The 20,295-nt window shown below is 61.6% G+C and carries 17 protein-coding genes; 14 read left to right on the forward strand and 3 right to left on the reverse strand.

Features of this window, described 5'->3' with window-relative positions; genetic code table 11:
- The first annotated feature begins 44 nt into the window (after positions 1 to 44).
- A complete protein-coding gene (gene mnmC / locus Aeroheme_RS12120) occupies positions 45 to 2,060 on the forward strand; it encodes a bifunctional tRNA (5-methylaminomethyl-2-thiouridine)(34)-methyltransferase MnmD/FAD-dependent 5-carboxymethylaminomethyl-2-thiouridine(34) oxidoreductase MnmC (protein WP_411165912.1) in 2,016 nt (671 codons plus the stop codon).
- A gap of 99 nt (positions 2,061 to 2,159) precedes the next feature.
- On the opposite strand, the gene Aeroheme_RS12125 is transcribed toward mnmC, so the two are convergent.
- Positions 2,160 to 2,765 (reverse strand): DUF922 domain-containing protein, encoded by a 606-nt coding sequence (locus tag Aeroheme_RS12125; RefSeq protein WP_168234941.1) that lies wholly within the window; start codon positions 2,763 to 2,765, stop codon positions 2,160 to 2,162.
- Between the two features lie 321 nt (positions 2,766 to 3,086).
- Here Aeroheme_RS12125 and dcuC point away from each other — a divergent pair, with 321 nt between their 5' ends.
- From dcuC to Aeroheme_RS12150, 5 genes are all read left to right on the forward strand, one after another.
- On the forward strand, positions 3,087 to 4,439 hold the full coding sequence (dcuC, locus tag Aeroheme_RS12130; protein WP_404840539.1) for an anaerobic C4-dicarboxylate transporter DcuC: 1,353 nt from the start codon (positions 3,087 to 3,089) through the stop codon (positions 4,437 to 4,439).
- A 100-nt stretch (positions 4,440 to 4,539) separates the two neighbouring features.
- A complete protein-coding gene (locus Aeroheme_RS12135; RefSeq protein ID WP_411165913.1) occupies positions 4,540 to 6,201 on the forward strand; it encodes a bifunctional metallophosphatase/5'-nucleotidase in 1,662 nt (553 codons plus the stop codon).
- Between the two features lie 384 nt (positions 6,202 to 6,585).
- Positions 6,586 to 8,229, forward strand: coding sequence for a hypothetical protein (locus tag Aeroheme_RS12140; RefSeq protein WP_162627260.1), 1,644 nt, complete (start codon positions 6,586 to 6,588; stop codon positions 8,227 to 8,229).
- A gap of 131 nt (positions 8,230 to 8,360) precedes the next feature.
- Positions 8,361 to 8,864 (forward strand): M48 family metallopeptidase, encoded by a 504-nt coding sequence (locus Aeroheme_RS12145; protein WP_111910960.1) that lies wholly within the window; start codon positions 8,361 to 8,363, stop codon positions 8,862 to 8,864.
- A gap of 81 nt (positions 8,865 to 8,945) precedes the next feature.
- Positions 8,946 to 9,710, forward strand: coding sequence for a DUF2927 domain-containing protein (locus Aeroheme_RS12150; RefSeq protein WP_411167241.1), 765 nt, complete (start codon positions 8,946 to 8,948; stop codon positions 9,708 to 9,710).
- Positions 9,711 to 9,835: 125 nt separating this feature from the next.
- Here the strand turns inward: Aeroheme_RS12150 and Aeroheme_RS12155 are convergent, their stop codons facing one another.
- Positions 9,836 to 10,090: a DinI family protein gene (locus Aeroheme_RS12155; RefSeq protein ID WP_025326722.1), complete on the reverse strand. Its 255-nt coding sequence runs from the start codon at positions 10,088 to 10,090 to the stop codon at positions 9,836 to 9,838.
- Between the two features lie 255 nt (positions 10,091 to 10,345).
- Between Aeroheme_RS12155 and Aeroheme_RS12160 the strand changes: the two genes are divergently transcribed.
- The 7 genes from Aeroheme_RS12160 to Aeroheme_RS12190 all read left to right on the forward strand — a co-directional run bounded on the left by Aeroheme_RS12160 (position 10,346) and on the right by Aeroheme_RS12190 (position 18,661).
- Positions 10,346 to 10,615, forward strand: a complete 270-nt coding sequence (locus Aeroheme_RS12160; RefSeq protein ID WP_411165914.1) for a type B 50S ribosomal protein L31 — start codon at positions 10,346 to 10,348, stop codon at positions 10,613 to 10,615.
- Entirely contained in the window at positions 10,612 to 10,737 is a 126-nt protein-coding gene (gene ykgO / locus Aeroheme_RS12165; RefSeq protein WP_411165915.1) for a type B 50S ribosomal protein L36, read from the forward strand. Before Aeroheme_RS12160 ends, ykgO begins: the two co-directional genes overlap by 4 nt.
- Before the next feature lie 447 nt (positions 10,738 to 11,184).
- Positions 11,185 to 11,892: an oligogalacturonate-specific porin KdgM family protein gene (locus Aeroheme_RS12170; protein WP_234689915.1), complete on the forward strand. Its 708-nt coding sequence runs from the start codon at positions 11,185 to 11,187 to the stop codon at positions 11,890 to 11,892.
- A 545-nt stretch (positions 11,893 to 12,437) separates the two neighbouring features.
- Entirely contained in the window at positions 12,438 to 14,900 is a 2,463-nt protein-coding gene (locus Aeroheme_RS12175) for a hypothetical protein (RefSeq protein WP_411165916.1), read from the forward strand.
- On the forward strand, positions 14,897 to 15,970 hold the full coding sequence (locus Aeroheme_RS12180; protein WP_411165917.1) for a glycoside hydrolase family 105 protein: 1,074 nt from the start codon (positions 14,897 to 14,899) through the stop codon (positions 15,968 to 15,970). Before Aeroheme_RS12175 ends, Aeroheme_RS12180 begins: the two co-directional genes overlap by 4 nt.
- A gap of 35 nt (positions 15,971 to 16,005) precedes the next feature.
- Entirely contained in the window at positions 16,006 to 17,649 is a 1,644-nt protein-coding gene (locus Aeroheme_RS12185) for an alpha-glucoside-specific PTS transporter subunit IIBC (RefSeq protein WP_234568084.1), read from the forward strand.
- Positions 17,650 to 17,827: 178 nt separating this feature from the next.
- Positions 17,828 to 18,661, forward strand: a complete 834-nt coding sequence (locus Aeroheme_RS12190) for a sugar phosphate isomerase/epimerase family protein (protein WP_411165918.1) — start codon at positions 17,828 to 17,830, stop codon at positions 18,659 to 18,661.
- A gap of 153 nt (positions 18,662 to 18,814) precedes the next feature.
- Here the strand turns inward: Aeroheme_RS12190 and Aeroheme_RS12195 are convergent, their stop codons facing one another.
- Positions 18,815 to 19,147: a SemiSWEET family sugar transporter gene (locus Aeroheme_RS12195; protein ID WP_111910953.1), complete on the reverse strand. Its 333-nt coding sequence runs from the start codon at positions 19,145 to 19,147 to the stop codon at positions 18,815 to 18,817.
- Positions 19,148 to 19,427: 280 nt separating this feature from the next.
- Between Aeroheme_RS12195 and kduI the strand changes: the two genes are divergently transcribed.
- Entirely contained in the window at positions 19,428 to 20,264 is an 837-nt protein-coding gene (gene kduI, locus Aeroheme_RS12200) for a 5-dehydro-4-deoxy-D-glucuronate isomerase (protein ID WP_411165919.1), read from the forward strand.
- The last annotated feature ends 31 nt before the right edge of the window (positions 20,265 to 20,295 follow it).

A 20,295-nucleotide genomic window follows, 5' to 3' on the forward strand; every position in this document is an offset into this window, starting at 1 on the left:
GGCTGCCAAACTGGTCTGCTTTCACGTAGAATGCCCGCGAATTTATGACGCGAGCAGAGGAAAACGTGAGTCAAACATCCTTACATCATGCCCGATTGGACTGGAATGAAGCGGGAACTCCAGTCTCCAGTGAGTTCGGGGATGTGTACTTTTCCAATGATAACGGTCTAAGTGAAACCCGCTACGTCTTTTTATTGCAAAATCACCTGCCGGCACGATTTTCGCACCACGATAGTGACAGTTTCGTGATTGGCGAAACAGGTTTCGGCACAGGTCTTAACTTTCTGGCGACAATGGCCGCCTTCCTGGAACAGGCGCCCCAATCCGGCAACGGCTCGCGCCTGCACTTCATCAGCTTCGAGAAATACCCCCTGGCCCAGGCCGATCTGCGCAAGGCCCTGGCGGCCTGGCCCGAGCTAGCGTCCTTAAGCCAGCCTCTCATCGACCAGTGGCCGCTGCCGGTATCCGGCTGCCACCGTCTGCTGTTTGCCGGCGGCCGTATCCGCCTCGATCTCTGGCTTGGCGACATCAAGGAGATGCTGCCCCAGGTGCCTCACGGGCCACAGGGTCTGGTGGATGCCTGGTATCTGGATGGCTTCTCGCCGGCCAAGAACCCCGAAATGTGGACGCAAGCGCTGTTCGATGGCCTCGCTCGCCTCGCCCGCCCCGCCGCGACCCTCTCCACCTTTACCTGCGCCGGTTTCGTGCGCCGCGGCCTGATTGACGCGGGCTTTGCCATGAAGAAGGTGAAGGGGCACGGCAGCAAGCGGGAGATGCTGGCAGGGATGCGGGAGGGCAAATCGCCCGAGCAGAGCATCTCCCCCTGGTATGCCCGTTCCGTCGGCCGGGACGGCGAGGTGCTCATCATCGGCGGCGGCATCGCCTCCGCCATGACGGCATTGTCGCTGGTGGAGCGGGGCCGCAAGGTGACCCTGCTGTGTGCAGAGGGCGAGCCCGCCACCGGCGCCTCCGGCAACCGCCAGGGGGCCCTCTATCCCCTGCTCAATGGGGAGCACGATGCGCTGTCGCGCTTCTATTCCCTGGCCTTCGGCTATGCTCGCCAGCGGCTGCTGGCCCTGGCCGCGCACCATCCCGTCGCCTTCTCCCTGTGCGGCGTCACCCAGCTTGGCTATGACGAGAAATCCGCCGCCAAGCTCGCCAAGATGGGTCAGGGCCCCTTCCCCCCCGAGCTGATGCACCCACTCTCTGCCTCGGAAGTTGAGCAGGTGGTCGGCCTGCCCTGTGGCCATGGTGGCGTCAGCTACCCCCTGGGGGGCTGGCTCTGCCCGGCGGATCTCACCCGCGCCGCCCTGAAAGAAGCGCAAGCCAGCGGCTTGCTGCGCCTTGAGTACCACACACCAGTGAGCACCATTACCGAGCTCACGGACGGCTGGCAGGTGGAGAGCCAGGATGGCCGCCAGTGGCTGGCTCCCAACCTGGTGGTGGCTGCCGGTCACCAGCTGCCCGCCCTGATCCCCTTTGCGGAGTTGCCGCTCTACCCGGTGCGCGGTCAAGTCAGCCATGTGCCGACCACGGCGCGGTTAAGCCAGCTCAGGACTGTACTCTGTTACGACGGCTACCTCACCCCGGCCCACGACGGAGCGCACTGCATCGGGGCCAGCTATGGCCGCAATCAGAGCACCCTCGCGTATAGTGCCGAGGAGCAGGCCCAGAACCAGGCGCGGCTGCAAGCCTGCCTGCCGGCTCAAAGCTGGCCTGCCGAGGTGGATGTGAGCGGCAAGGAGGCGCGAGTGGGAGTGCGCTGCGCCAGCCGGGATCACCTGCCGGTGGTGGGGTCAATCGCCAGATTGGCAAGCCTGGCGGATCACGACCCTAAAGCGCCCGCGGATCAGCAGAGCGCGCTGCCCCTGCACGCCGGTCTCTATGTGCTGGGCGCCCTCGGCTCCCGGGGTTTGTGCTCGGCGCCGCTCTGCGGTGAGCTGGTCGCGAGCGAAATCTGCGGTGATCCGCTGCCGCTGGCCGCCGATCTGCTGGAGGCGCTGCATCCGGCCCGCTACTGGGTGCGCAGGCTGCGCAAGGGCAAGCCGCTACGGGACTAGGCAAGGAGGCGCGGCGGCCGCTGCCGACCGCCGCACCATTGCGCGCCAACAAAAAACGGGCTTCCCCAGGGAAGCCCGTTTTTTTATTGGCGATGACGCTCAACTGCCCTCTGGCCAGATGACCCCGAGCTTGCGCCCCCTATCGGTCTGCTGCGCCAGGGTGGCGAATCGATCGCGGGTTGCCTCCAGCACTGCCTGCCCCTGTTGCCAGCCCTGGTACTGCAAGGCGGCGCAATCCTGGGCGACGGGCAGCTGGGCGAGCCGAATGCCAAGCTGGCTGACGCTCTCCAGCAATATGTCCTTGTGACGGCTCTCGTAGTCGAACATGGCCGCCACCAGCTTGTCCCACTTCTGCCGCTCCACCGCGGACGCCCTGCCCTTGTCCATCCAGTTCGGCACCCTGACCTGGATACGGGCCGTCACGCTGGCCTGATCCAGCTCGCAGCGCGCCGGGGTCGCCCTGGTCTGCAACTGCCAGGAGAGCTGATAGCTGGCCCTGCCGATATGGCCATCGGCCTGGGCCGGTGCCTGTCTGGCTATCTGGCGCATCACGGCGGCCACATCGGCCCCTGATACCCGATAGAACTGGAAATCGACCTTGATATCGGGCGCCACCCGAATACCTGCATAATGGGAGGGTGCCGCTCCGATTGAGGCGGCATATATGAGGGCCGCCACCGCCCCTGTCTTGCTGAAGAATCCCATCGTTGTGCTGCCTTGCTCCTTGTGAGTCCGGCGTAATTTCAATTAATAATCAATGAATTAATAGTCAGTGTGGGAGATTAACCGCGATCAAGGGCGCTGTCACCTGCTCTCGGTGCCGGGGGCGGCAAAGGGGCGGGATCCGACCCTGTTCCGGATGGGGATTTGCAAGGGAGATCACAGCCAGCCACCATCCCCATGGTGAATTACTCCTTATGAGGTAATAATCCCGGCGTTTTTGTTGGCACATGTCGAGCTAGCCAGTCCAACCCTCTGCTCAGCCCGCTAGATGCCCGACGTCACTCCATACTCAGGAACCTATTTATGATGGAACTCCTTATTGGCACCCTGGTCACCCTGGCCGTGGGTCGCTACATCTTCAAGGGCTATTCGGCGACCGGGGTGCTGCTCAGCGGCGGCCTCCTGCTGCTGGCGATCACCGCCCTGATGGGCAAGGCGGTGCTGCCTGCCAGCGTCGCTTCCACCGGCCACGTGGCTACCGACGTGTTCGAGTACGTGCGCTTCCTGCTGGTGGACAGGGGCGGCGGCCTCGGCATGCTGATCATGGTGCTGTGCGGCTTTGCCGGCTACATGAGCCATATCGGCGCCAACACCATCTTGGTGAAGCTGGCCAGCAAGCCCCTTGGCATCATCAAGTCCCCCTACATACTGCTGGTGGCCGCCTACCTGGTGGCCTGCGCCATGTCGCTGGCGGTGAGCTCGGCGACCGGCCTCGGCGTGCTGCTGATGGCGACCCTGTTCCCGCTGATGGTCAACATGGGGATCTCCCGTGGCGCCGCGGCTGCGGTGTGCGCCTCCCCGGCCGCCATCATACTGGCTCCCACCTCGGGGGACGTGGTGATGGCCGCCCAGGCCGCCAACATGGAGCTCATCGAGTTTGCCTTCAAGCTGACCCTGCCCATCTCCCTGACGGCCATAGCCGCCATGGCGGTGACCCACTTCTTCTGGCAGCGCTATCTGGACAGAAAGTCCGGCGAGCACAACGAGGCGGTCGCCCCGAGCGATCTCATCACAGATGCCCCCGGCTTCTACGCCATACTGCCGTTCACCCCCATCATCGGCGTGCTGCTGTTTGACGGCAAGCTTGGCCCCAAACTCGACATTGTCACCATCATCGTCATCTGCCTGGTGCTGGCCGCCTTGCTGGAGCTGGTGCGCAAACGCAACGGCAAGGAATTGCTGGACGGCCTGCAGGTGTGCTGGCGCAGCATGGCCGACGCCTTCGCCGGCGTGGTCATGCTGCTGGTGGGGGCCGGGGTCTTCGCCCAGGGGCTGATGGGGCTCGGCTTCATCGCCAACCTGCTGGATCTGGCCCAGAGCTTTGGCACAGGCGGCGTCATCATCATGCTGGTGCTGGTGGTCATCACCACATTGGCCGCCTTCACCACCGGCTCGGGCAACGCCCCCTTCTACGCCTTCGTGGAGCTGATCCCGCACCTGGCCACCAGTCTGGGCGTCAATCCCGCCTACCTGGTCATTCCCATGCTGCAGGCTTCCAATCTGGGTCGCACCATCTCGCCGGTCTCCGGGGTGGTGGTCGCCTGCGCGGGCATGGGCAACCTCTCCCCGTTCGAGGTGGTCAAACGCACCTCTATGCCGGTCGCCGTCGGCCTGCTGGTGGTGATCCTCGCCACCCAGATCCTGGTGCCTGCCTGAGTACCGTCTGACTCTTTTCCAGCCCGGCGTCTGCCGGGCTGGCATCCCCCCCACCCCTTGCAGTAGACTCGGTGCTCTTTTCCCTAAGGAGGACCGAGCCTTGAGTATTACGGTTCAACTTGCCCACTTCAGTGACTGCCACTCCCATTTCGATGGCGCGCCCATGCGCTTCTCCCCTGAGGGTGAGTCCGAGTGGCGCACCCAATGTGGCGGCTACGGCCGCATCCTGACCCGGCTGACCGCCCTGCGCCAGCAGGCCGCCGCCGCGGGCCAGACCTGCCTGCTGCTGCACGGGGGTGACACCTTCCAGGGGTCGCTCTATTTCAACCGCTTCAAGGGGCGGGCCAACGCCGACTTGCTCGGCCTGCTGCGACCGGATGCCATGGTGATCGGCAACCATGAGTTCGATCTCGGCAACGGCCCGCTGGTGGAGTTTCTGCGCCAGCTCGACTATCCGGTGCTGGCCGCCAACCTCGACAGCAGCCAGGAGCCGGCCGATGCCCCGCTGCGACTGCACGGCCTGCCACAGCTGTTCGATGCCAGCCGCCCCTGGCACAGGCGCGTCATCGACGGCGTCCCCTTCGCCCTGCTCGGCATCACCTTGCCGCAGATGGCCGCCATCGCGAGCCCGGATCCCCACACCCGCTTCCACGGCATAGAGGAGACCCTCAGCGCCGCCCTCGGCGAGATCAAGGCCGAAGGAATAGCGCACATCATATTGCTCAGTCACCTGGGGCTGGAGCAGGACAAGCGGCTGGCGGCCCACTTCCCCGAACTCAGCCTGATTGTCGGCGGCCACACCCACAGCCAGCTGGGGGATCTGGCCCCGCTCGGGCTGATAAGCGAGGGGAGCTACCCCTTGATGATCGAGGGGGTCGCCATACTGCATGCGGCCCACAGCGCCCTCTGCCTCGGGGTGTGCGAGCTGGAATTTGATGAGCGCGGGCGAGTTTGCCAAAGCCGCGGCCAGCTGGAGTGGCTGCCCTGGCAGCCCTGGCCCTTTGCCTCGCCCCCGCCCGCAGGCCTCCATTTCTGCGAGCCGGCCCCCGAGCTCGAGCAGCACCTGGCCAGGCGCTACCGGCCCGAGCTCGAGACCATGACCCGGCGCATCGTCACCCGCCTCGCCGGGCCACTGCACCATCAGCGCCTGCCCGATGCCGCCCTGCCCGCCGGCAGTCAGGTCGCCCCCCTGGTGGCCCAAGCCATGCTGGCCGGTGCCCGCGAACAGGTGGGTCAGGTGGATTTTGCCCTGCACAACGCAGGGGGGGTGCGCTGCTCTCTCGAGCCCGGGCCCTTAAGCGAGGCGGACATCGCCGGGCGCCTGCTGCCCTTTGCCATCCCGCTCACCCTCTACCGGGTGCACGGCCATGAACTGGCGGAGGCGCTGGAGGGGGCCATCGACAACGCCACCAACAACGGCGTGGTCGGCAATGGCAGCGGCAGCTTCCCCTATACCGCCGGGATGCGCTTCAGTTATCAGGCAGACAGGCCCAAGGGGAGCCGGATCACCCGCCTCGAATGGGAGGCGAGCCCGGGTCAGTGGCAGAGCGTCGAGATGGATGCCATCTATCGGGGGGTCTCCAGCGCCTACACCGCCTCCGGCAAGGAGGGCTACACGGCCCTGGCCCGCACCCTGACCCAGCACAATCAGGAGCTCGGCATCACCCTGGCCGATGCCTTTATCCGCTGGGCCCGCCATCTGCCCGAGCTGGCCCCCCTGCCGCCGCTGGTGGAATACCAGGGCGCCAGTCCCATGGCCTGAGGCCCCTCATCGGGCCATCCCCTGTCAAGGCGCCGCTTTACTTCGTGAGAGCGGCGCTTATTACATTTTTCGAGCACAGTCCCCAGCCCCATTGCAGCGGACTGTCACCCTCGGCAATACCTGGTTTGACCGTTCGTCTTGTGCAATGCAGGCGCTGAAAACGTTACTTTTATACATTATTTCAAACACATCACCCCAGCCCATTGCATCGGACTGCCGGCCTCGGCAACACCAGGCACCGCCGTTCGTCTTGTGCAATGCAGGCACTGAAAACGTTACTTTTATACATTATTTCAAACACATCACCCCAGCCCATTGCATCGGACTGCCGGCCTCGGCAAGATAGGCCCGCTTTTACGTCTTTCCCGCAGGAACAGGTCATCCATGAATCACGCCATCCGTTTTACCCCTCAGCGCTACAACCCCGGGCTCAAGCCGCTGGTTGTCCTGCTCACCGCCCTGATGGCGCTGCTGTTTTGCTTGCGTAACCCGCTGTTCCACGGCATGGCGCCCGGCTTTGATGCCTCCCTGTTCGCTGTGATGGGCAAGATGTGGAGCGAAGGGGGCGTGCTCTACCGCGACATGATCGACATCAAGGGCCCCATGATCTTCGCCCTCGACGCCCTCGGTTACCATCTGGGGGGCTTCTTCGGGATCTGGCTGCTGGAGTGGGTCCTCTGCTGGCTCGGCCTGCTCGCCAGCTGGCAGGCGTTCTCCCAGCTGGGTCTCTCCCTGCGGGCCCGCCTCGGCAGCATGCTGGCGCTCCTCGCGCTCTACAGCACCCGCTACTACTACGGCAACATGACCGAGGACTGGACCTTCCACCTGGCCCTCATCGCCCAGTGGGCCTTCATCACCCTGCTGCTGGACAAGCAGTTTCGCTGGGGCCCGGCCCTGGTGGCGGCCCTCACTTTCGCCATAGTGGCCTGGATGCGTACCAACAACGGCGCCTTCTGGGGGGCCTGGTATCTGGTGCTGTTCTGCCACTGGTGTCTGCGTGAGCAGTGGCGCTGCGCCTTCGGTCTGCTCTGCTCCAGCCTGCTGGGGCTGGCCCTGATCGGCGGCCCGCTGTTTGCCTACTTCCAGCACCACGGGTTGCTGGCCGAATTCAAATACTACGCCTTCGGCATCTTCTTCGAGGGGAGCTACGGCAACGGCTTCTCCCCGGAAGTGGGGGCCGTCGGCTTGCTGCGTACCGGCCTCGTCATGCTGCTGCCGGCCTTCATTGTGCTGATGCTGGGACGCCGCCAGGAGTGGTATCTGCCCGCCTTGTGCGCCACCCTGTTCGGCGTGCTCTTCACCCTGATCGCCAACTCCGTCTCCGGCCACGTGTTCGATCACTACGACGTGCTCTACCTGCAGCTTGGCCTGCTGCCACTCGCCTGCCTGCTGGATCGCAGCGAGCAGCAGTCCGATGCCCTGGGTCTGCTCTGCATCTCCCTGGTGGTGCTGACCGCGAGCTGGCTGCTGGCCCAGCAGCTCGGTTACGGCTGGAGCACCAAGGAGTGGTCGCTGCCGCGAGTGCGCGAAGTGCTCGGCAACAGTCTCTTGTGGGCCCTGCCGGTGCTCATCCTGGTACCGCTCTGGCGCGCCTGGGATGTACGCAGCGCCACCCCCTGGCTGGCGTCGCTCGCCATGCTGGCACTCCTGGTCAACAACGCCTGGGAGGGCAACCTCAAGGGCAAGCCGTTCAATCCGCCGGCCCAGGTAAGGGTCGACAGGATCAAGGCCGAGACCGGGCCTGCCGACAAGATCTGGGTCGATGGCATACAGCCGCAATACTATCTGTGGACAGATCGCCAGCCCGCCTCCGCCTATCTGTTCTTCGCCAACGTCAACCCGCCCTATGACGTGCGCGAGCGGGTGCTGGCCGACATCAGGCGGCAGGACCCCAAGTTCATCATCGCCAAGCCGGAGCGGGTGGCAGAGCAGTTGAAAACGCCGAGTTCCCCCTCCAGCCTCGCCTTCTATCAATATCTGACGGACCGCTACGAAGAGGTGGATCCGGGTCTTTATCGCCGTCGTTGAGACCGGTTGACAAAAGTCGGGGCCGTCGCTGGCAACAGCGACGGCCCCTTTCATTGGTGTGCAGACGTGTGTTCAAGGGGGCCAATCATGATTACAATGGCGCTCTTTTTTAGCGTGAAGGGGGAGACATCATGGCCGAACTGACCTATCTGGGGGGCTATCCTGACCCGCTCAAGAGCCAGGTACAGCAGTTGATCGCGGCGGGAAAACTCGGCGAGATGCTGGCCAAACGCTACCCCGAGACCCACCTCGTCCAGAGTGACAAGGCGCTGCTGGCCTATACCATGGAGCTGAAAAACCGCTACCTGAAAAGCTCGGCGCCGCTCTCCAAGGTGATCTTCGACGGCAAGATCAATGTGATCAAGGATGCCCTCGGCCTGCACACCTATGTCAGCCGGGTACAGGGCAACAAGCTCAAGGCCAAGAACGAGATCCGCATCGCCGCCCTGTTCAAGGAGGCGCATCCCGCCTTCCTGAAGATGATAGTGGTGCACGAGCTGGCCCACTTGCGGGAGAAGGATCACAACAAGGCCTTCTACCAGCTCTGTCAGCACATGGAACCGGACTATCATCAACTGGAGTTCGATCTCAGGCTCTGGCTCACCTGGCGTGACATCGAACGCTCCTCGGGCTGACCCTATCGATTGCAAGGAGGCAAGATGATCCCAGGGCACACTCGTTCAGGGCACAGCCGTCGTCATATCACGCCAGGCCGGATGCTGGCCCTGTGGCTCGCCACGCTGCTGCCCTGCTCCCTGCAGGCCGCCGAACGCTGGCAGAGCAACGACTATCTGGTCCAGAGCTTCATGGAAGTCGCCATGAAGCGGGAATATGGGCATGAGGCCCAGGTACGCTTCTCCCGCTGGCAAGGCCCCATCCGCCTCAAGCTCATCAACGAATTTGGCGACAAAGCGCTGCAGGCCGAGGTGGTCAAGGTGCAGAGCCAGCATCTGGCCAGGATCACCGGCCACCCCATACAGCTTGTCAACGACAACCCCAATCTCACCCTCATCATGACAAGGCACCAGCAGATGGCCAGCTGGGCCGGCCGCACCATGCGCCAGGATGACTCCGTCAGCATTGCCCTCAAGGAGGGGATCTGCCTGGCCAATTTCGCCACCAATGCCCGCTACGAGATCACCCGTGCCACCATCATCATCCCGGTGGACTACAGCCGGGCCAAGGGCCGCTTCCTGGATTGCGTGGTGGAAGAGCTCACCCAGGTGATGGGGCTGCCCAACGACTCGAACAAGGTGTTTCCCTCCATCTTCAATGACAACAGCATCGACAGCTTCCCCACCGGCCTCGACTATGTGCTGCTCAAGCTCGCCTATCATCCCTCCCTCCAGGCAGGGATGACGGCCGACGAGGTGCGCACTGCCCTGCCCATTGCCCTCAAGGCGCTTCGCGCCAATGGCGACATCGCAGGGGCCAACCAGCGGGTACAGAGCGGCAGCCTCAAACGCTGGGCCGGGCTCTGATTTTTCTGGCCTGGCTCAGTTCCCGACCCCCTGCCCACAAACACGAAACGCAGCCTTGAGCTGCGTTTCGTTCAAATCGGGGTGAGAGCCTCACCAGGACAGGCAAATTGACAACCTGCCCCTGATCAGGCCTCGGCGCCTTCTGCCTCCGGCATCCAGCTCTCGGCGTTCTCCCATACTTCCTGCACCATGGTCTCGGCCAGTTCCCTGTCCTCCTTGCTGGCACGGCTGACCGTCAGAGCCATGGCACTGCCCGGGGCGACCCGCACATGCAGATCAGGGAATCGCTCGCCCAGTTGCTTGAGCAACTCCTGGCGCAGCGCCTCCATGGTCGCAGTGGGGATCTGATGTTTTCTGTCGATGATGATTTCCAGGCGCATAGGATAGGTCTCCATGATGGTTAACTGTATTTTTATACAGTAAAAACCAAAAGTAAAGGCTCAGCTTCTCGTTCCACCTCCATCGCTCAACAATCCATCGTTCTCCCTGTCATGACCACATCCGCATTCCCTGCCGCTCCCCTTCGTTGAGCGCGTTGCATCCTGCCTAGCCACCTCGGGAGAAAAAATGGTTGATATTGGTTCTCATTCATCGCATCATCAGCTTGTGTTATAACATAACAAAAAGAGACAATCATGCGCCCCAATATTCACCCTGAATACCGCAAGGTCCTGTTTCACGATCTGGCCAGCAACACCTGCTTCCTGATCGGATCTACCTTGCAGACCGATCGCACCAGGCAATGGGAAGATGGCAACACCTATCCCTATGTGACGCTGGATGTCTCCAGTGCCTCCCACCCCTTCTATACCGGCAAGCAGAAGCAGGTCGGCAAGGAAGGACAAATCGCCCGCTTCGGTCAGCGATTCGGCCAATTCTTCAACAAAGGAAAAGAGACATCATGAAAGTGCTCGCCTCCCTGAAATCAGCCAAGTCACGCCACCCGGATTGCCAGATCGTTCATCGACGCGGCAAGCTGTTCGTGATCTGCAAGATCAATCCCAGATTCAAGGCTCGCCAGGGCTAAACACGCAGACACACTATCCATCCTCCCTGGCCCTCTTTCCGAGGGCCAGATCATTTCTGGCTCATCGCAAACACCGCCTGCTCGTCTTCTAGCCATGAATGTTCCCCTCCAAGTTCCAGTCAACCCCCTCCACCACCATAAAAGAAACATCGTTTCATTTTATATAGATGCAGATCCCATTTTTGGATGTGATCATGTCGCCACCATTGTAAATGAAACGCCAAATGAACTATATTTGAACCGTCGTTTTGAAATTGCAAAATGCCTGGTGAGATGAAACCTGGTCGGCATGTCCTCGCAGATGCGCGTGCTGACCTTCACAACCCACGGCCGTGCCTTGCCACCAAACTCGACCCCAACGAGTCCAACCCAGATTGAAAGCCACATGCGCTATCTGGCAATGGGACCACTGTCAGTAGCTTTTTTTCATAGGATTGATCGAACGTTATGACGTTGAAATTCACATGTGCAGCCATCGCCGTCTGCTCGGCGCTCACCAGCATGAATGCAAATGCATGGAGCCTCAATTATCGACACGAGTTCCTGGAAAAACAGGATCAACAAAGCGATCGTCTGGTGGTTTCCCACCGCTTCGATAATGGTTGGGGATTTGGCGTCGAATCCAAATTTACCAACGGAGGTGAGGGCGAAGGTGCTTTCGATGAACTTCATACCACGGGCACTGAATATGACTTGAGCTATCTTGCCAAGCCCAATGACAAATGGTGGTGGGAAGCCGGATTCAATACCGAGATCACCAATGATGTGCAAGATCTGCGTATTCATTTCAAACCAACTTACTGGTTCAATCCCAACTTTTATACTGCCGCACGTTTCCGGGTGGGTCAGCGTAACTACGACGATTCGCTCAACAAGGAGAACGGTCATTATTTCCAGTTGAATTATTACCTTGGTTATAACGCAGAGAATTGGTCTGTTGCCTATGATTTCGAATATAAGAAGCTCGATTATCCTGACTTTAATGGCGAAGAGTATTCATATCTGAATAACGTCACCATCCGCGTGCCCATCAACAAGAACTGGCGCCCCTTCACCGAAATCGGCTACGTATCATACAACGATCCGGCCGATGACAACCCCTACCCCAATGACTGGCAGTGGCGCTGGCGCGTCGGGATTGAGTACATCTTCTAAGCCTGAGCCTGCCCCCTCATGGCAGAGCCCCCAGGTTCATCTCTGCGGTATCAAGAGCCATTGGGGTCAGTGAATAACGACAGCACCCTTGAAAGTCGATGCCAATTTGGTCCGATGACACGGCAAATAAAAGGTCGTGAGAGATGAAGTAAAAAGGGAATCCAATGACCCCTTACATTCATTACGAATGACAATTCATCACTGAATATGGGCCTTGTGTCACGCAATACTGACTTATCTTAAATTGACATTTTGCTGTCACTGAATGAACAAGCATTATGGTTATGCTCCAGTTCAGGAAGTATTAACCGGTTGGCTGGTGACATATTGTCGCCCAGGTCACAGTTTGCATCATTGCGTTGAATGAGGGATGAAATCAGATGTCAAACGGCCCAATGACTTTCATCGACTGCCGTTAAAGAAGACTGCTATTCGCTTTTATATTCATTAAGGTGACGAACCCCTTTAATTACATAAAAGGGGTTCGTCTGGTTACTCAATATAAATAAAGCCCTATGGGTGTCAATAGCTTCAAGGAGAGTTGTATGAAGCTTGGAAATTGGGTGCTTGAGCCAAATGCGGCACTCACCCGTTTTTGCGTATCTGAGCCACGCGAGGAGCGATTCGCCGAGTTTTTTGCCGGTGAAGCCATGGACATGGCCATGGATTACCGCTTCCAGAATGGTGCCGGGCCGCAAGACGATGCCTTTTGCCGGCGTATTTTCCGCCAGCAGATGGCCGAGCGCACCGTCGAACCGGATGAAGCCCTGCCTCGCACTCAGGTGAGTTTCACCGGCGAGAGCGATACCGTCTCTTTTTCCTCCTTCCAGCGTGTGCCATTCCATGTGCAGCGCTGGCTGGAGGTGGAGTTGCATGCCGACGAGGCGGGCAACTATCCCTTCCAGCTGTCGACTTGTGGGGGGGCCCGCCTGTGGTGCGACGGGGTGGCCATCACCCGGTTCACCCCCTTCACCCGCAACAAGCTGCAGAGCTGCGAGCTGATGCTGCCCTTGCAGGCGGGCAAGAACACCCTGCTTGTCCATCTGGAAGAGCTGTTCGAACGGGATACGGTGTTTGCGCTGCGACTCATCTACCGTGGTCACGCGCCTCTTGGGGTCTCGCTGCCCCATATCGATGCCAACGTGCTCGATGAGCTGTGCCAGTTTGCCGGCGCCATGCGCCCCGAACTCAGCGCCTGGCACAACCAGGCCCGAATCCGGCTCGGCGTGGCCGCACCGGCTCATCCCGTTCGCCTGCAAGGCGAGATCCACGGCATGGGCAATGACAATTTCAAGGTGCGTCAGGTGGATTTCGGCACCCTCTCGCCGGGTAGCCAGCTGCTGACCCTGGCGCTCCCCGCCGACATAGGCCCGGCGCACTACCAGATCGTGCTGAACATGCACTGTGCCGGCGTCAGCATCAGCCGCAGCGTCGGTGTCAACGTCATGCAACCCCTCGGTCAAGCCGAGCAATCAGCCAGCCTGAGCGATCGCAAGCAGCAGGCGCTGCGCCACACCGCCCGTCATGGCATGGATCGCACCGCTCGCCTGCTGGCCATGCTGCACTGCGGCGAGTTAACGGCCGAGGCCGATCAGCTGCTGCTCGATACCCTGGCACGGATCAGCGCCCGCGAGGATTGCTCCGATTTTTCCCTGGTTCCGCTGCTCTGGATCTGGCAACGCCATCAGGGCGAGCACTTCCAGCCCGCCATGTGGCGCCGGGTGCGCAGCTCCATCCTCGGTTATCGCTACTGGCTGGATGAGCCGGGTAACGACGTGATGTGGTTCTGGAGCGAGAACCATACCCTCTGCTTCCACACCGCCCAATACCTGGCCGGCCAGCTGTTCCCCCATGAGCGCTTCCTGGCGTCGGGACGCAGCGGCGAGCAGCAACGCGCCATCGCGGCAGAGCGTCTGGCGCTGTGGTTCGATGCCATCGATCGCCACGGCTTCGTCGAGTGGAACTCGGCGCCCTACTACCCGGTCGACTACATCGGCCTGTTCGCGCTCTATCAGCTGGCGGGAGATGCCTGGGTGCGCGAGCGCGCCAAGGCGCTCATCGATCGGCTGATGCTGCTCAGCTCCCTGCATTATCAGGCAGGGATCGCCGCCGGCACCATGGGGCGGGTCTACGAGAAGGAGCTGCTGGCTGGCGTGCTCACCGAGCTGTCGGCCTACGGCAACGTCGCCTGGGGCGGCGGCTGGTATAACCGCAAGTGCGCCTCACTGCCGCTGTTCTGCGCCAGCGACTATCAGCCCCCCCTCGAGGCTGACCGCTACGCGACCCTGCAACAGGGCACGCTGGCGGCCAGCTATCAGGCGGGAGGCGGCAAGATAGTCGTCTGGAAGGAGCCGGGCGTCAGCCTCTCCAGCTGCGTCGACCACAACACCGGTCAGCGCGGCCATCAGCAGCATCTGGTGGATGTGCAGTTCGCCTCCGGTCACGACGCCAAGTTCTGGGTCAACCACCCGGGCGAAGCCGAGCCCGGCGGCGAGCAGCGCCCCTCCTACTGGTCCGGCAACGGCGTGCTGCCGCGGGTGATGCAGGTGGAAAACCGCACCCTGCAGCTCTATCAGCTGGCCGAGGATGACCCCTTCCCCTGGACCCACCTTTATCTGCCGGCAGAGGCCTTCGATCAGGTGATCGTGACGACTCACTGCTGCCTGATCCGGGCCGGGAATGCCTTCGCCGCCATCGGCTGCTCGACCCTCCTGTGCGCGGTGACGGCGGGGATGACCGCCGGCAACGAGTATCGCGCCAAGGCGCACCGGGTGGCCTGGTATATCGAGGTCGGCCATGGCGACGACATGGCCTTCGCGGCCTTCTGCCAACGCATGGCGGCGCTCGAGGTCCGCCTCGAGGGCGAGACGGCCATCGCCTGTACCGCAGAGGGCGAACTTATGCGCCTGGACTGGCAGGGCAACTGCCTGATCGAGGGGGTTTCCTACTCCTTCCCCGCCGAGGCGGGATGCGATCCCATCGTCACCTATCGTGGAGAGGCACAATGAAACAGCAAGCACTCATCCCTACCCTGGAGCGGGTGGTTCGCGGCTTCTGCCAGCTCAAAGGCATGGGCGAACTGACCGCCAGCCAGGGCCTGGCCATCCAGTTCGAGCAGTGGGAGTGGGAAGTCGGGGTCGGGCTCTACGGCTTCTGGCGCTATGCCAGGCACAAGGACGACGCCGAACTGCAAGCCTCGTTGCTGGCCTGGTATGAGGGGCAGATAGCCAAAGGGCTGCCCGCCATGCAGATCAACACCACTGCCCCCATGATCACCCTGGCGCTGCTGGCGGGCCACAGCGGCCGAGCCGATCTGCGCGAGGTGGTCAACGCCTGGGCCGACGATCTGCTGGCCAACCTGCCCAGAACCGAAGAGGGCGGCTTCCAGCACGTGGTGAAGGAGCAACCCAACACCGGCCAGCTCTGGGATGACACCCTCTTCATGACCTGCCTGTTCCTCGGCACCGCCGGAAGGGTGCTTGCACGGCAGGATCTGATCGACGAGGCCGTCTACCAGTTCCTGTTGCACACCCGCTACCTGAGCGAGCCCAAGAGCGGCCTCTGGTACCACGGCTGGACCTTCCTCGACCGGCACCATTATGCCGAGGCCTTCTGGGCCAGGGGCAACGCCTGGATCACCGTGGCCATTCCCGAGTTCATCGATCTGATGGGGGAGCACCTGGATGCCGGCGTGCGGCGCTACTTCACCCAGGTGGTGGCGCGCCAGGTGCGCTCCCTGTGCGAGCTGCAGGCCGACAACGGCATGTGGCACACGGTGCTGGATGACCCCTTATCTCCCCAGGAGTCCTCGGCCACGGCGGGGATCGCCTATGGCATGTTGCGCTGTGTCCGTCTGGGCCTGCTGGATGAGAGCACGGTGGAACCTGCGCTGCTGGCGGCCCGTGCCGTGTGGCAGCGCATCGATGGGGACGGCATCGTCCTCGAGGCCTCCAAAGGCACCATGGTGGGTCATGACCATCAGTACTACTGCGACATTGCCATGGCGCCCGTGCCCTATGCCCAGGCGCTGACGATGTTGCTGCTGCTCGAGCTGGAGCAGGGCCAGTGGCTGGCCTGAACACTTTATTGCTGTAACCATTCGGAGAAAACTTAATGTCCAAACGGAACTTTATGGGGGCCTTCCAGACCTTTGGCGGTGCCATGGCTGTCCCCATTGCCTTTCTACCCTTTACCGGTCTGCTGCTCGCCATCACCGGGCTGCTCACCATGCCCGATATCATGGGGGATCTGGCGCACCCAGACTCCAACTTCTTCAAGGTGATGACCATTATCAAGTCGGGGGGCTGGACCATCTTCCGCAATTTCCCCCTGCTGTTCTGCATGGCGCTCCCTGTGGGTCTTGCCAAGACGGGTCAGGCCCGGGCTGCGCTGGTCGCCTTCTTTGCCTACATGGCCTACAACTACTTCACCAACAGCATGCTCACCTTCTGGGGGCCTGAGTTTGGGGTCAACTTCAATCAGGAAGTGGGCGGCTCCAGTGGCCTGGCGCTGGTGGGGGGCATCAAGACGCTGGATACCAGCATCGTCTTCTCCCTCATCATCGGCGGCGTGGTGACCTGGATCCACAACCGTTTCTTCGAGAAGAAGTTGCCGGATTACCTCACCATCTTCCAGGGCATGAGCCTGGTCTTCATCATCTCCTTCTTCGTCATGTTGCCGATGGCCTGGTTGACCTGCGAGTTCTGGCCCAAGGTCCAGGTGGGGATCAACGCCATGCAGGGCTTCTATGTGGAAGCCGATGCCTTCGGCATGTGGCTGCTCGCCTTCGTGGAGCGGATCCTGGTGCCGACCGGTCTGCACCGCTTCGTCTACTTCCCCTTCTTCTTCGGCCCGGCCGTGGTCGACGGCGGCCTCTATACCCACTGGATCGAGAACGTCTCCACCTACGCGGCTTCCACCGTGCCTTTGGTTGAGCAGTTCCCGGCCGCCGGCTACTCCCTGTACGGCAACATCAGCGTGTTCTGCTCCCTGGGGGCCGGCCTTGCCATCTATGCCACCGCCAAACAGAAGATGAAGCGCAAGATAGCCGCCCTGGTGATCCCAGCCATCATCACCGCCATGGCGGTCGGCATCACCGAACCCATCGAATTTACCTACCTGTTCGTGGCCCCTGTGCTCTATCTCATCAATGCCGTCATAGGCGCGACCCTGTGCGTGGCGCTCTATCTGTCCGGCGTGGTCGGTTTCATGGGCGGCGGTCTGAACGACATCATCCTGTTCAACTGGGTCTTCTACGCCAAGAACCATGCTCACCTCATCTGGATCCACCTGGCCTTGGGCCTCGGCTTCGCCGCCATCAACTTCTTCGTGTTCCGCTACATGATCCTGAAGTTCAACTTCCTGACCCCGGGTCGTGGCGATGAAGAGGAAGAAGACGACGTGCGTCTCTACTCCAAGCAGGACTACCGCGACAAGCAGTCTGGCAAGGCCGTGGCCGGTCAGGAGCCGGATCGCCTCAGAGCCGCCGCCATCCTGCGTTGTGTCGGGGGATGTGACAACGTCGAGACCATAGGCAACTGCCAGACCCGTCTGCGCCTGGTGGTGAAGGATCAGACCCTGGTGCAGGATGACAAGGCCCTCAAACAGGCCGGTGCCCTGGGGGTCATGCGTTCGGGCAAGAACCTGCAGGTGGTGGTCGGTCTGTCGGCCCCCATGGTGCGTGAGTACTTCGAGCAGGAGTACAACAAGGGCCCGCAGCCAGCACCCGATGCCGTCGTCCCGGCCCCTGCCGCCTGATAAAGCACTGATTGTGCCGATGGCAAGCGCCCGCATCGCCCCCCGCAGGGGCCCATTCGCGACGCTACTTGCCTCTTGAACTTGCGAGCCCCCGTGGGCTCGCAAGCCGTTTCTGATGCCGGCCCTCGCCAGGTGCCAAACCGCTGTCAGAGACAGCCATGACCCACAGGAGCATGTCATGAACAGATTGAAGATTGGGGCCCGTGCCCATGATCTCGCGGATCAGACGCCCCAGGCGCTGATCGCCCAGGCACATGAGCTCGGCCTCGACGGGCTGCAGCTGGCCGTGCACAAGAGCTGGCCCGAGGCCTATCAGGCCCGTGATATCCACGCCCTGACTACCCACATCCAGCAGTTGCAAGAGGCCGGGCTCCCCCTCTTCCTGCTGGCCAGCTACTTCAACCCCGCCCACTCCGACGCCGACGTCCTGGGGCGCGAGCTGGCGCGGGTGCGCCTCAACATCGAGCTCGCCCAGCGCTGCCACATCGGCACCGTGGGCAGCGAAACCGGCTCCCTGAACGACGATGACTGGACCCGGCACCCGGACAACCACGGCGCCGCCGCCTTTCACAAGGTGGAGCAGACCCTGGCCCAGTTAAAACCCGATCTGGCGCAATCCGGTTGCGACTTTCTGGTCGAGGCGGTGTGCGATCACATCATTCACGACGCCCGGAGCCTGACGCGGCTGAATGCGCGCCTGGGGGAGCACTTCCTGGTGACCCTGGATCTGGCCAATCTGCTGGATGCCGACAACGCCGCGGACTGGCGCGAGATCCTGGCGGATTTTCTCGACCAGCATGGCGAGCACATCCGGCTGTTTCATTTCAAGAACTTCATCCTGGCGGGACGTGACAAGGTGTCGGTGGGGTTGGCGCAGGGGCTGATCGATTATGCCGAGGTGCTGGTCATGCTGGCGCAGTGTCAGCTGACCCATATTCCCATCATCGTTGAGGAGCTGACGGGGGACGCCTTGCGGGAGAGCGTGGCCTATCTACGCCACTTGAGTCGATAACACGGGATGCGGGAGAGGATGAGCCCCCTACGACAAACGGCGCCCGGGGCGCCGCTTGGTTCATCCACCAGAGGGAGGGAGCTGAGCCCCGATATGGATGGCGCGTCCGATGGCCATCCCCGGTGGAGGATGGTCATCTTCGCGGCTATTAGGTCAGGCCCGCTCATTGCTCCACTTCAGCACCATGACGGCGCTGGCCAGCAGCAGTGTGATGCCATTGGCCATGATCAGCGGCGTGTCGCCCGATTTCAGGCCATAGGTCAGCCAGAGCAGCAGGCCGCTGATGAAGACCAGGTACATCTTGGTGGAGATCGCCTTGGTTTCTCGCGTCTTGAGGATGTCGAACACCTGCAGGGAGAAGGATCCCGTGGTCAGGAAGGCCGCACAGAGCCCGAGGGAAGCGGTATCGAAGGCAAACAGAACTGTGCTCAGGGCAGCCACCCCGGCCAGCATGATGATTCGATTGGATGAAACACACTTGTTCATTGATAGACCTGTAATTGAATGAGATTGGCAACGAATGTCCTGTCGCCACCACCCGGCAGGGAGGCAGCCACTCTTGGCCGCGCGCGTCTCCTGGTGCGGCAAAAGGATTTGTGGCCCGGTTTCACGGGCCCGGCACGGCCATGAGCCACACCGGGCACGAAGTTTAATCTCAACAAATAAAAATACAAAACAGTGTTTTGATTTTTATTTTTCACTTGTTATCATTATTGACACTACAGACAACGCGACTGCCAACCTGCGGCGCTCATCGAGGTTAACCATGCAAATTCGTCAAAGCATTCACAGCGATCATGCCAGGCAGCTGGACACTCAGGGCCTGCGCCGTGAGTTTCTGGTGGAAGAGATCTTCAGCGCCGATCGGCTGACCATGACCTACAGCCACATCGACCGCATCGTGTTCGGCGGCATCATGCCAATTCAGAGCCCCCTCGCCTTCTCGGATTCGCTGGGCAAGACCTTCGGCGTCAACTATTTCCTCGAGCGCCGCGAGCTGGGGCTCATCAACATCGGCGGCCCCGGAGTGGTGGTGGTCGATGGTACCCCCTTCGAGATCGGCAACGCCGAGGCGCTCTATGTGGGTCAGGGTGCCCGCGAGCTGAGCTTTGTCAGCGTCGACGCCGCGCAGCCGGCCAAGTTTTACTACAACAGCGCCCCGGCCCATGTGAGCTTCCCGACCCGCAAGGTCACCCGGGCAGAAGCCTCACCGGCCACCCTGGGAGATGCGGCCACCAGCAACCGTCGCACCATCTACAAGTACCTGGTGCCGGATGTGCTGCCGACCTGCCAGCTGGTGATGGGCATGACCCAGCTGGAAGAGGGCAGCCTGTGGAACACCATGCCCTGCCACACCCACGAGCGCCGCATGGAGGTCTATTTCTACTTCAACATGAAGGACGACGCCGCCGTGTTCCACATGATGGGCAAGCCAGACGAGACCCGTCACCTGCTGGTTCACAACGAGCAGGCGGTGATCTCCCCGAGCTGGTCCATCCACTCCGGCGTCGGCACCCAGGCCTACACCTTTATCTGGGGCATGGTTGGCGAGAACCAGGTATTCGGCGACATGGATCATGTGGCTGTCAGGGATCTGCGCTGATCCCCTCTTTGCCGGGCAGTGTGCACTGCCC

It is taken from the genome of Aeromonas sp. DSM 116730, assembly GCF_046581335.1.
Taxonomy (GTDB): Bacteria; Pseudomonadota; Gammaproteobacteria; order Enterobacterales; family Aeromonadaceae; genus Aeromonas; species Aeromonas rivipollensis.

Excerpts from the sequence above, each read along its gene's own strand:
- mnmC (WP_411165912.1), top strand. The coding sequence starts at position 45 with ATGACGCGAGCAGAGGAAAACGTGAGTCAAACATCCTTACATCATGCC.
- Aeroheme_RS12125 (WP_168234941.1), bottom strand. The coding sequence starts at position 2,765 with ATGGGATTCTTCAGCAAGACAGGGGCGGTGGCGGCCCTCATATATGCC.
- dcuC (WP_404840539.1), top strand. The coding sequence starts at position 3,087 with ATGATGGAACTCCTTATTGGCACCCTGGTCACCCTGGCCGTGGGTCGC.
- Aeroheme_RS12140 (WP_162627260.1), top strand. The coding sequence starts at position 6,586 with ATGAATCACGCCATCCGTTTTACCCCTCAGCGCTACAACCCCGGGCTC.
- Aeroheme_RS12145 (WP_111910960.1), top strand. The coding sequence starts at position 8,361 with ATGGCCGAACTGACCTATCTGGGGGGCTATCCTGACCCGCTCAAGAGC.
- Aeroheme_RS12150 (WP_411167241.1), top strand. The coding sequence starts at position 8,946 with ATGCTGGCCCTGTGGCTCGCCACGCTGCTGCCCTGCTCCCTGCAGGCC.
- Aeroheme_RS12155 (WP_025326722.1), bottom strand. The coding sequence starts at position 10,090 with ATGCGCCTGGAAATCATCATCGACAGAAAACATCAGATCCCCACTGCG.
- Aeroheme_RS12160 (WP_411165914.1), top strand. The coding sequence starts at position 10,346 with ATGCGCCCCAATATTCACCCTGAATACCGCAAGGTCCTGTTTCACGAT.
- ykgO (WP_411165915.1), top strand. The coding sequence starts at position 10,612 with ATGAAAGTGCTCGCCTCCCTGAAATCAGCCAAGTCACGCCACCCGGAT.
- Aeroheme_RS12170 (WP_234689915.1), top strand. The coding sequence starts at position 11,185 with ATGACGTTGAAATTCACATGTGCAGCCATCGCCGTCTGCTCGGCGCTC.
- Aeroheme_RS12175 (WP_411165916.1), top strand. The coding sequence starts at position 12,438 with ATGAAGCTTGGAAATTGGGTGCTTGAGCCAAATGCGGCACTCACCCGT.
- Aeroheme_RS12180 (WP_411165917.1), top strand. The coding sequence starts at position 14,897 with ATGAAACAGCAAGCACTCATCCCTACCCTGGAGCGGGTGGTTCGCGGC.
- Aeroheme_RS12185 (WP_234568084.1), top strand. The coding sequence starts at position 16,006 with ATGTCCAAACGGAACTTTATGGGGGCCTTCCAGACCTTTGGCGGTGCC.
- Aeroheme_RS12190 (WP_411165918.1), top strand. The coding sequence starts at position 17,828 with ATGAACAGATTGAAGATTGGGGCCCGTGCCCATGATCTCGCGGATCAG.
- Aeroheme_RS12195 (WP_111910953.1), bottom strand. The coding sequence starts at position 19,147 with ATGAACAAGTGTGTTTCATCCAATCGAATCATCATGCTGGCCGGGGTG.
- kduI (WP_411165919.1), top strand. The coding sequence starts at position 19,428 with ATGCAAATTCGTCAAAGCATTCACAGCGATCATGCCAGGCAGCTGGAC.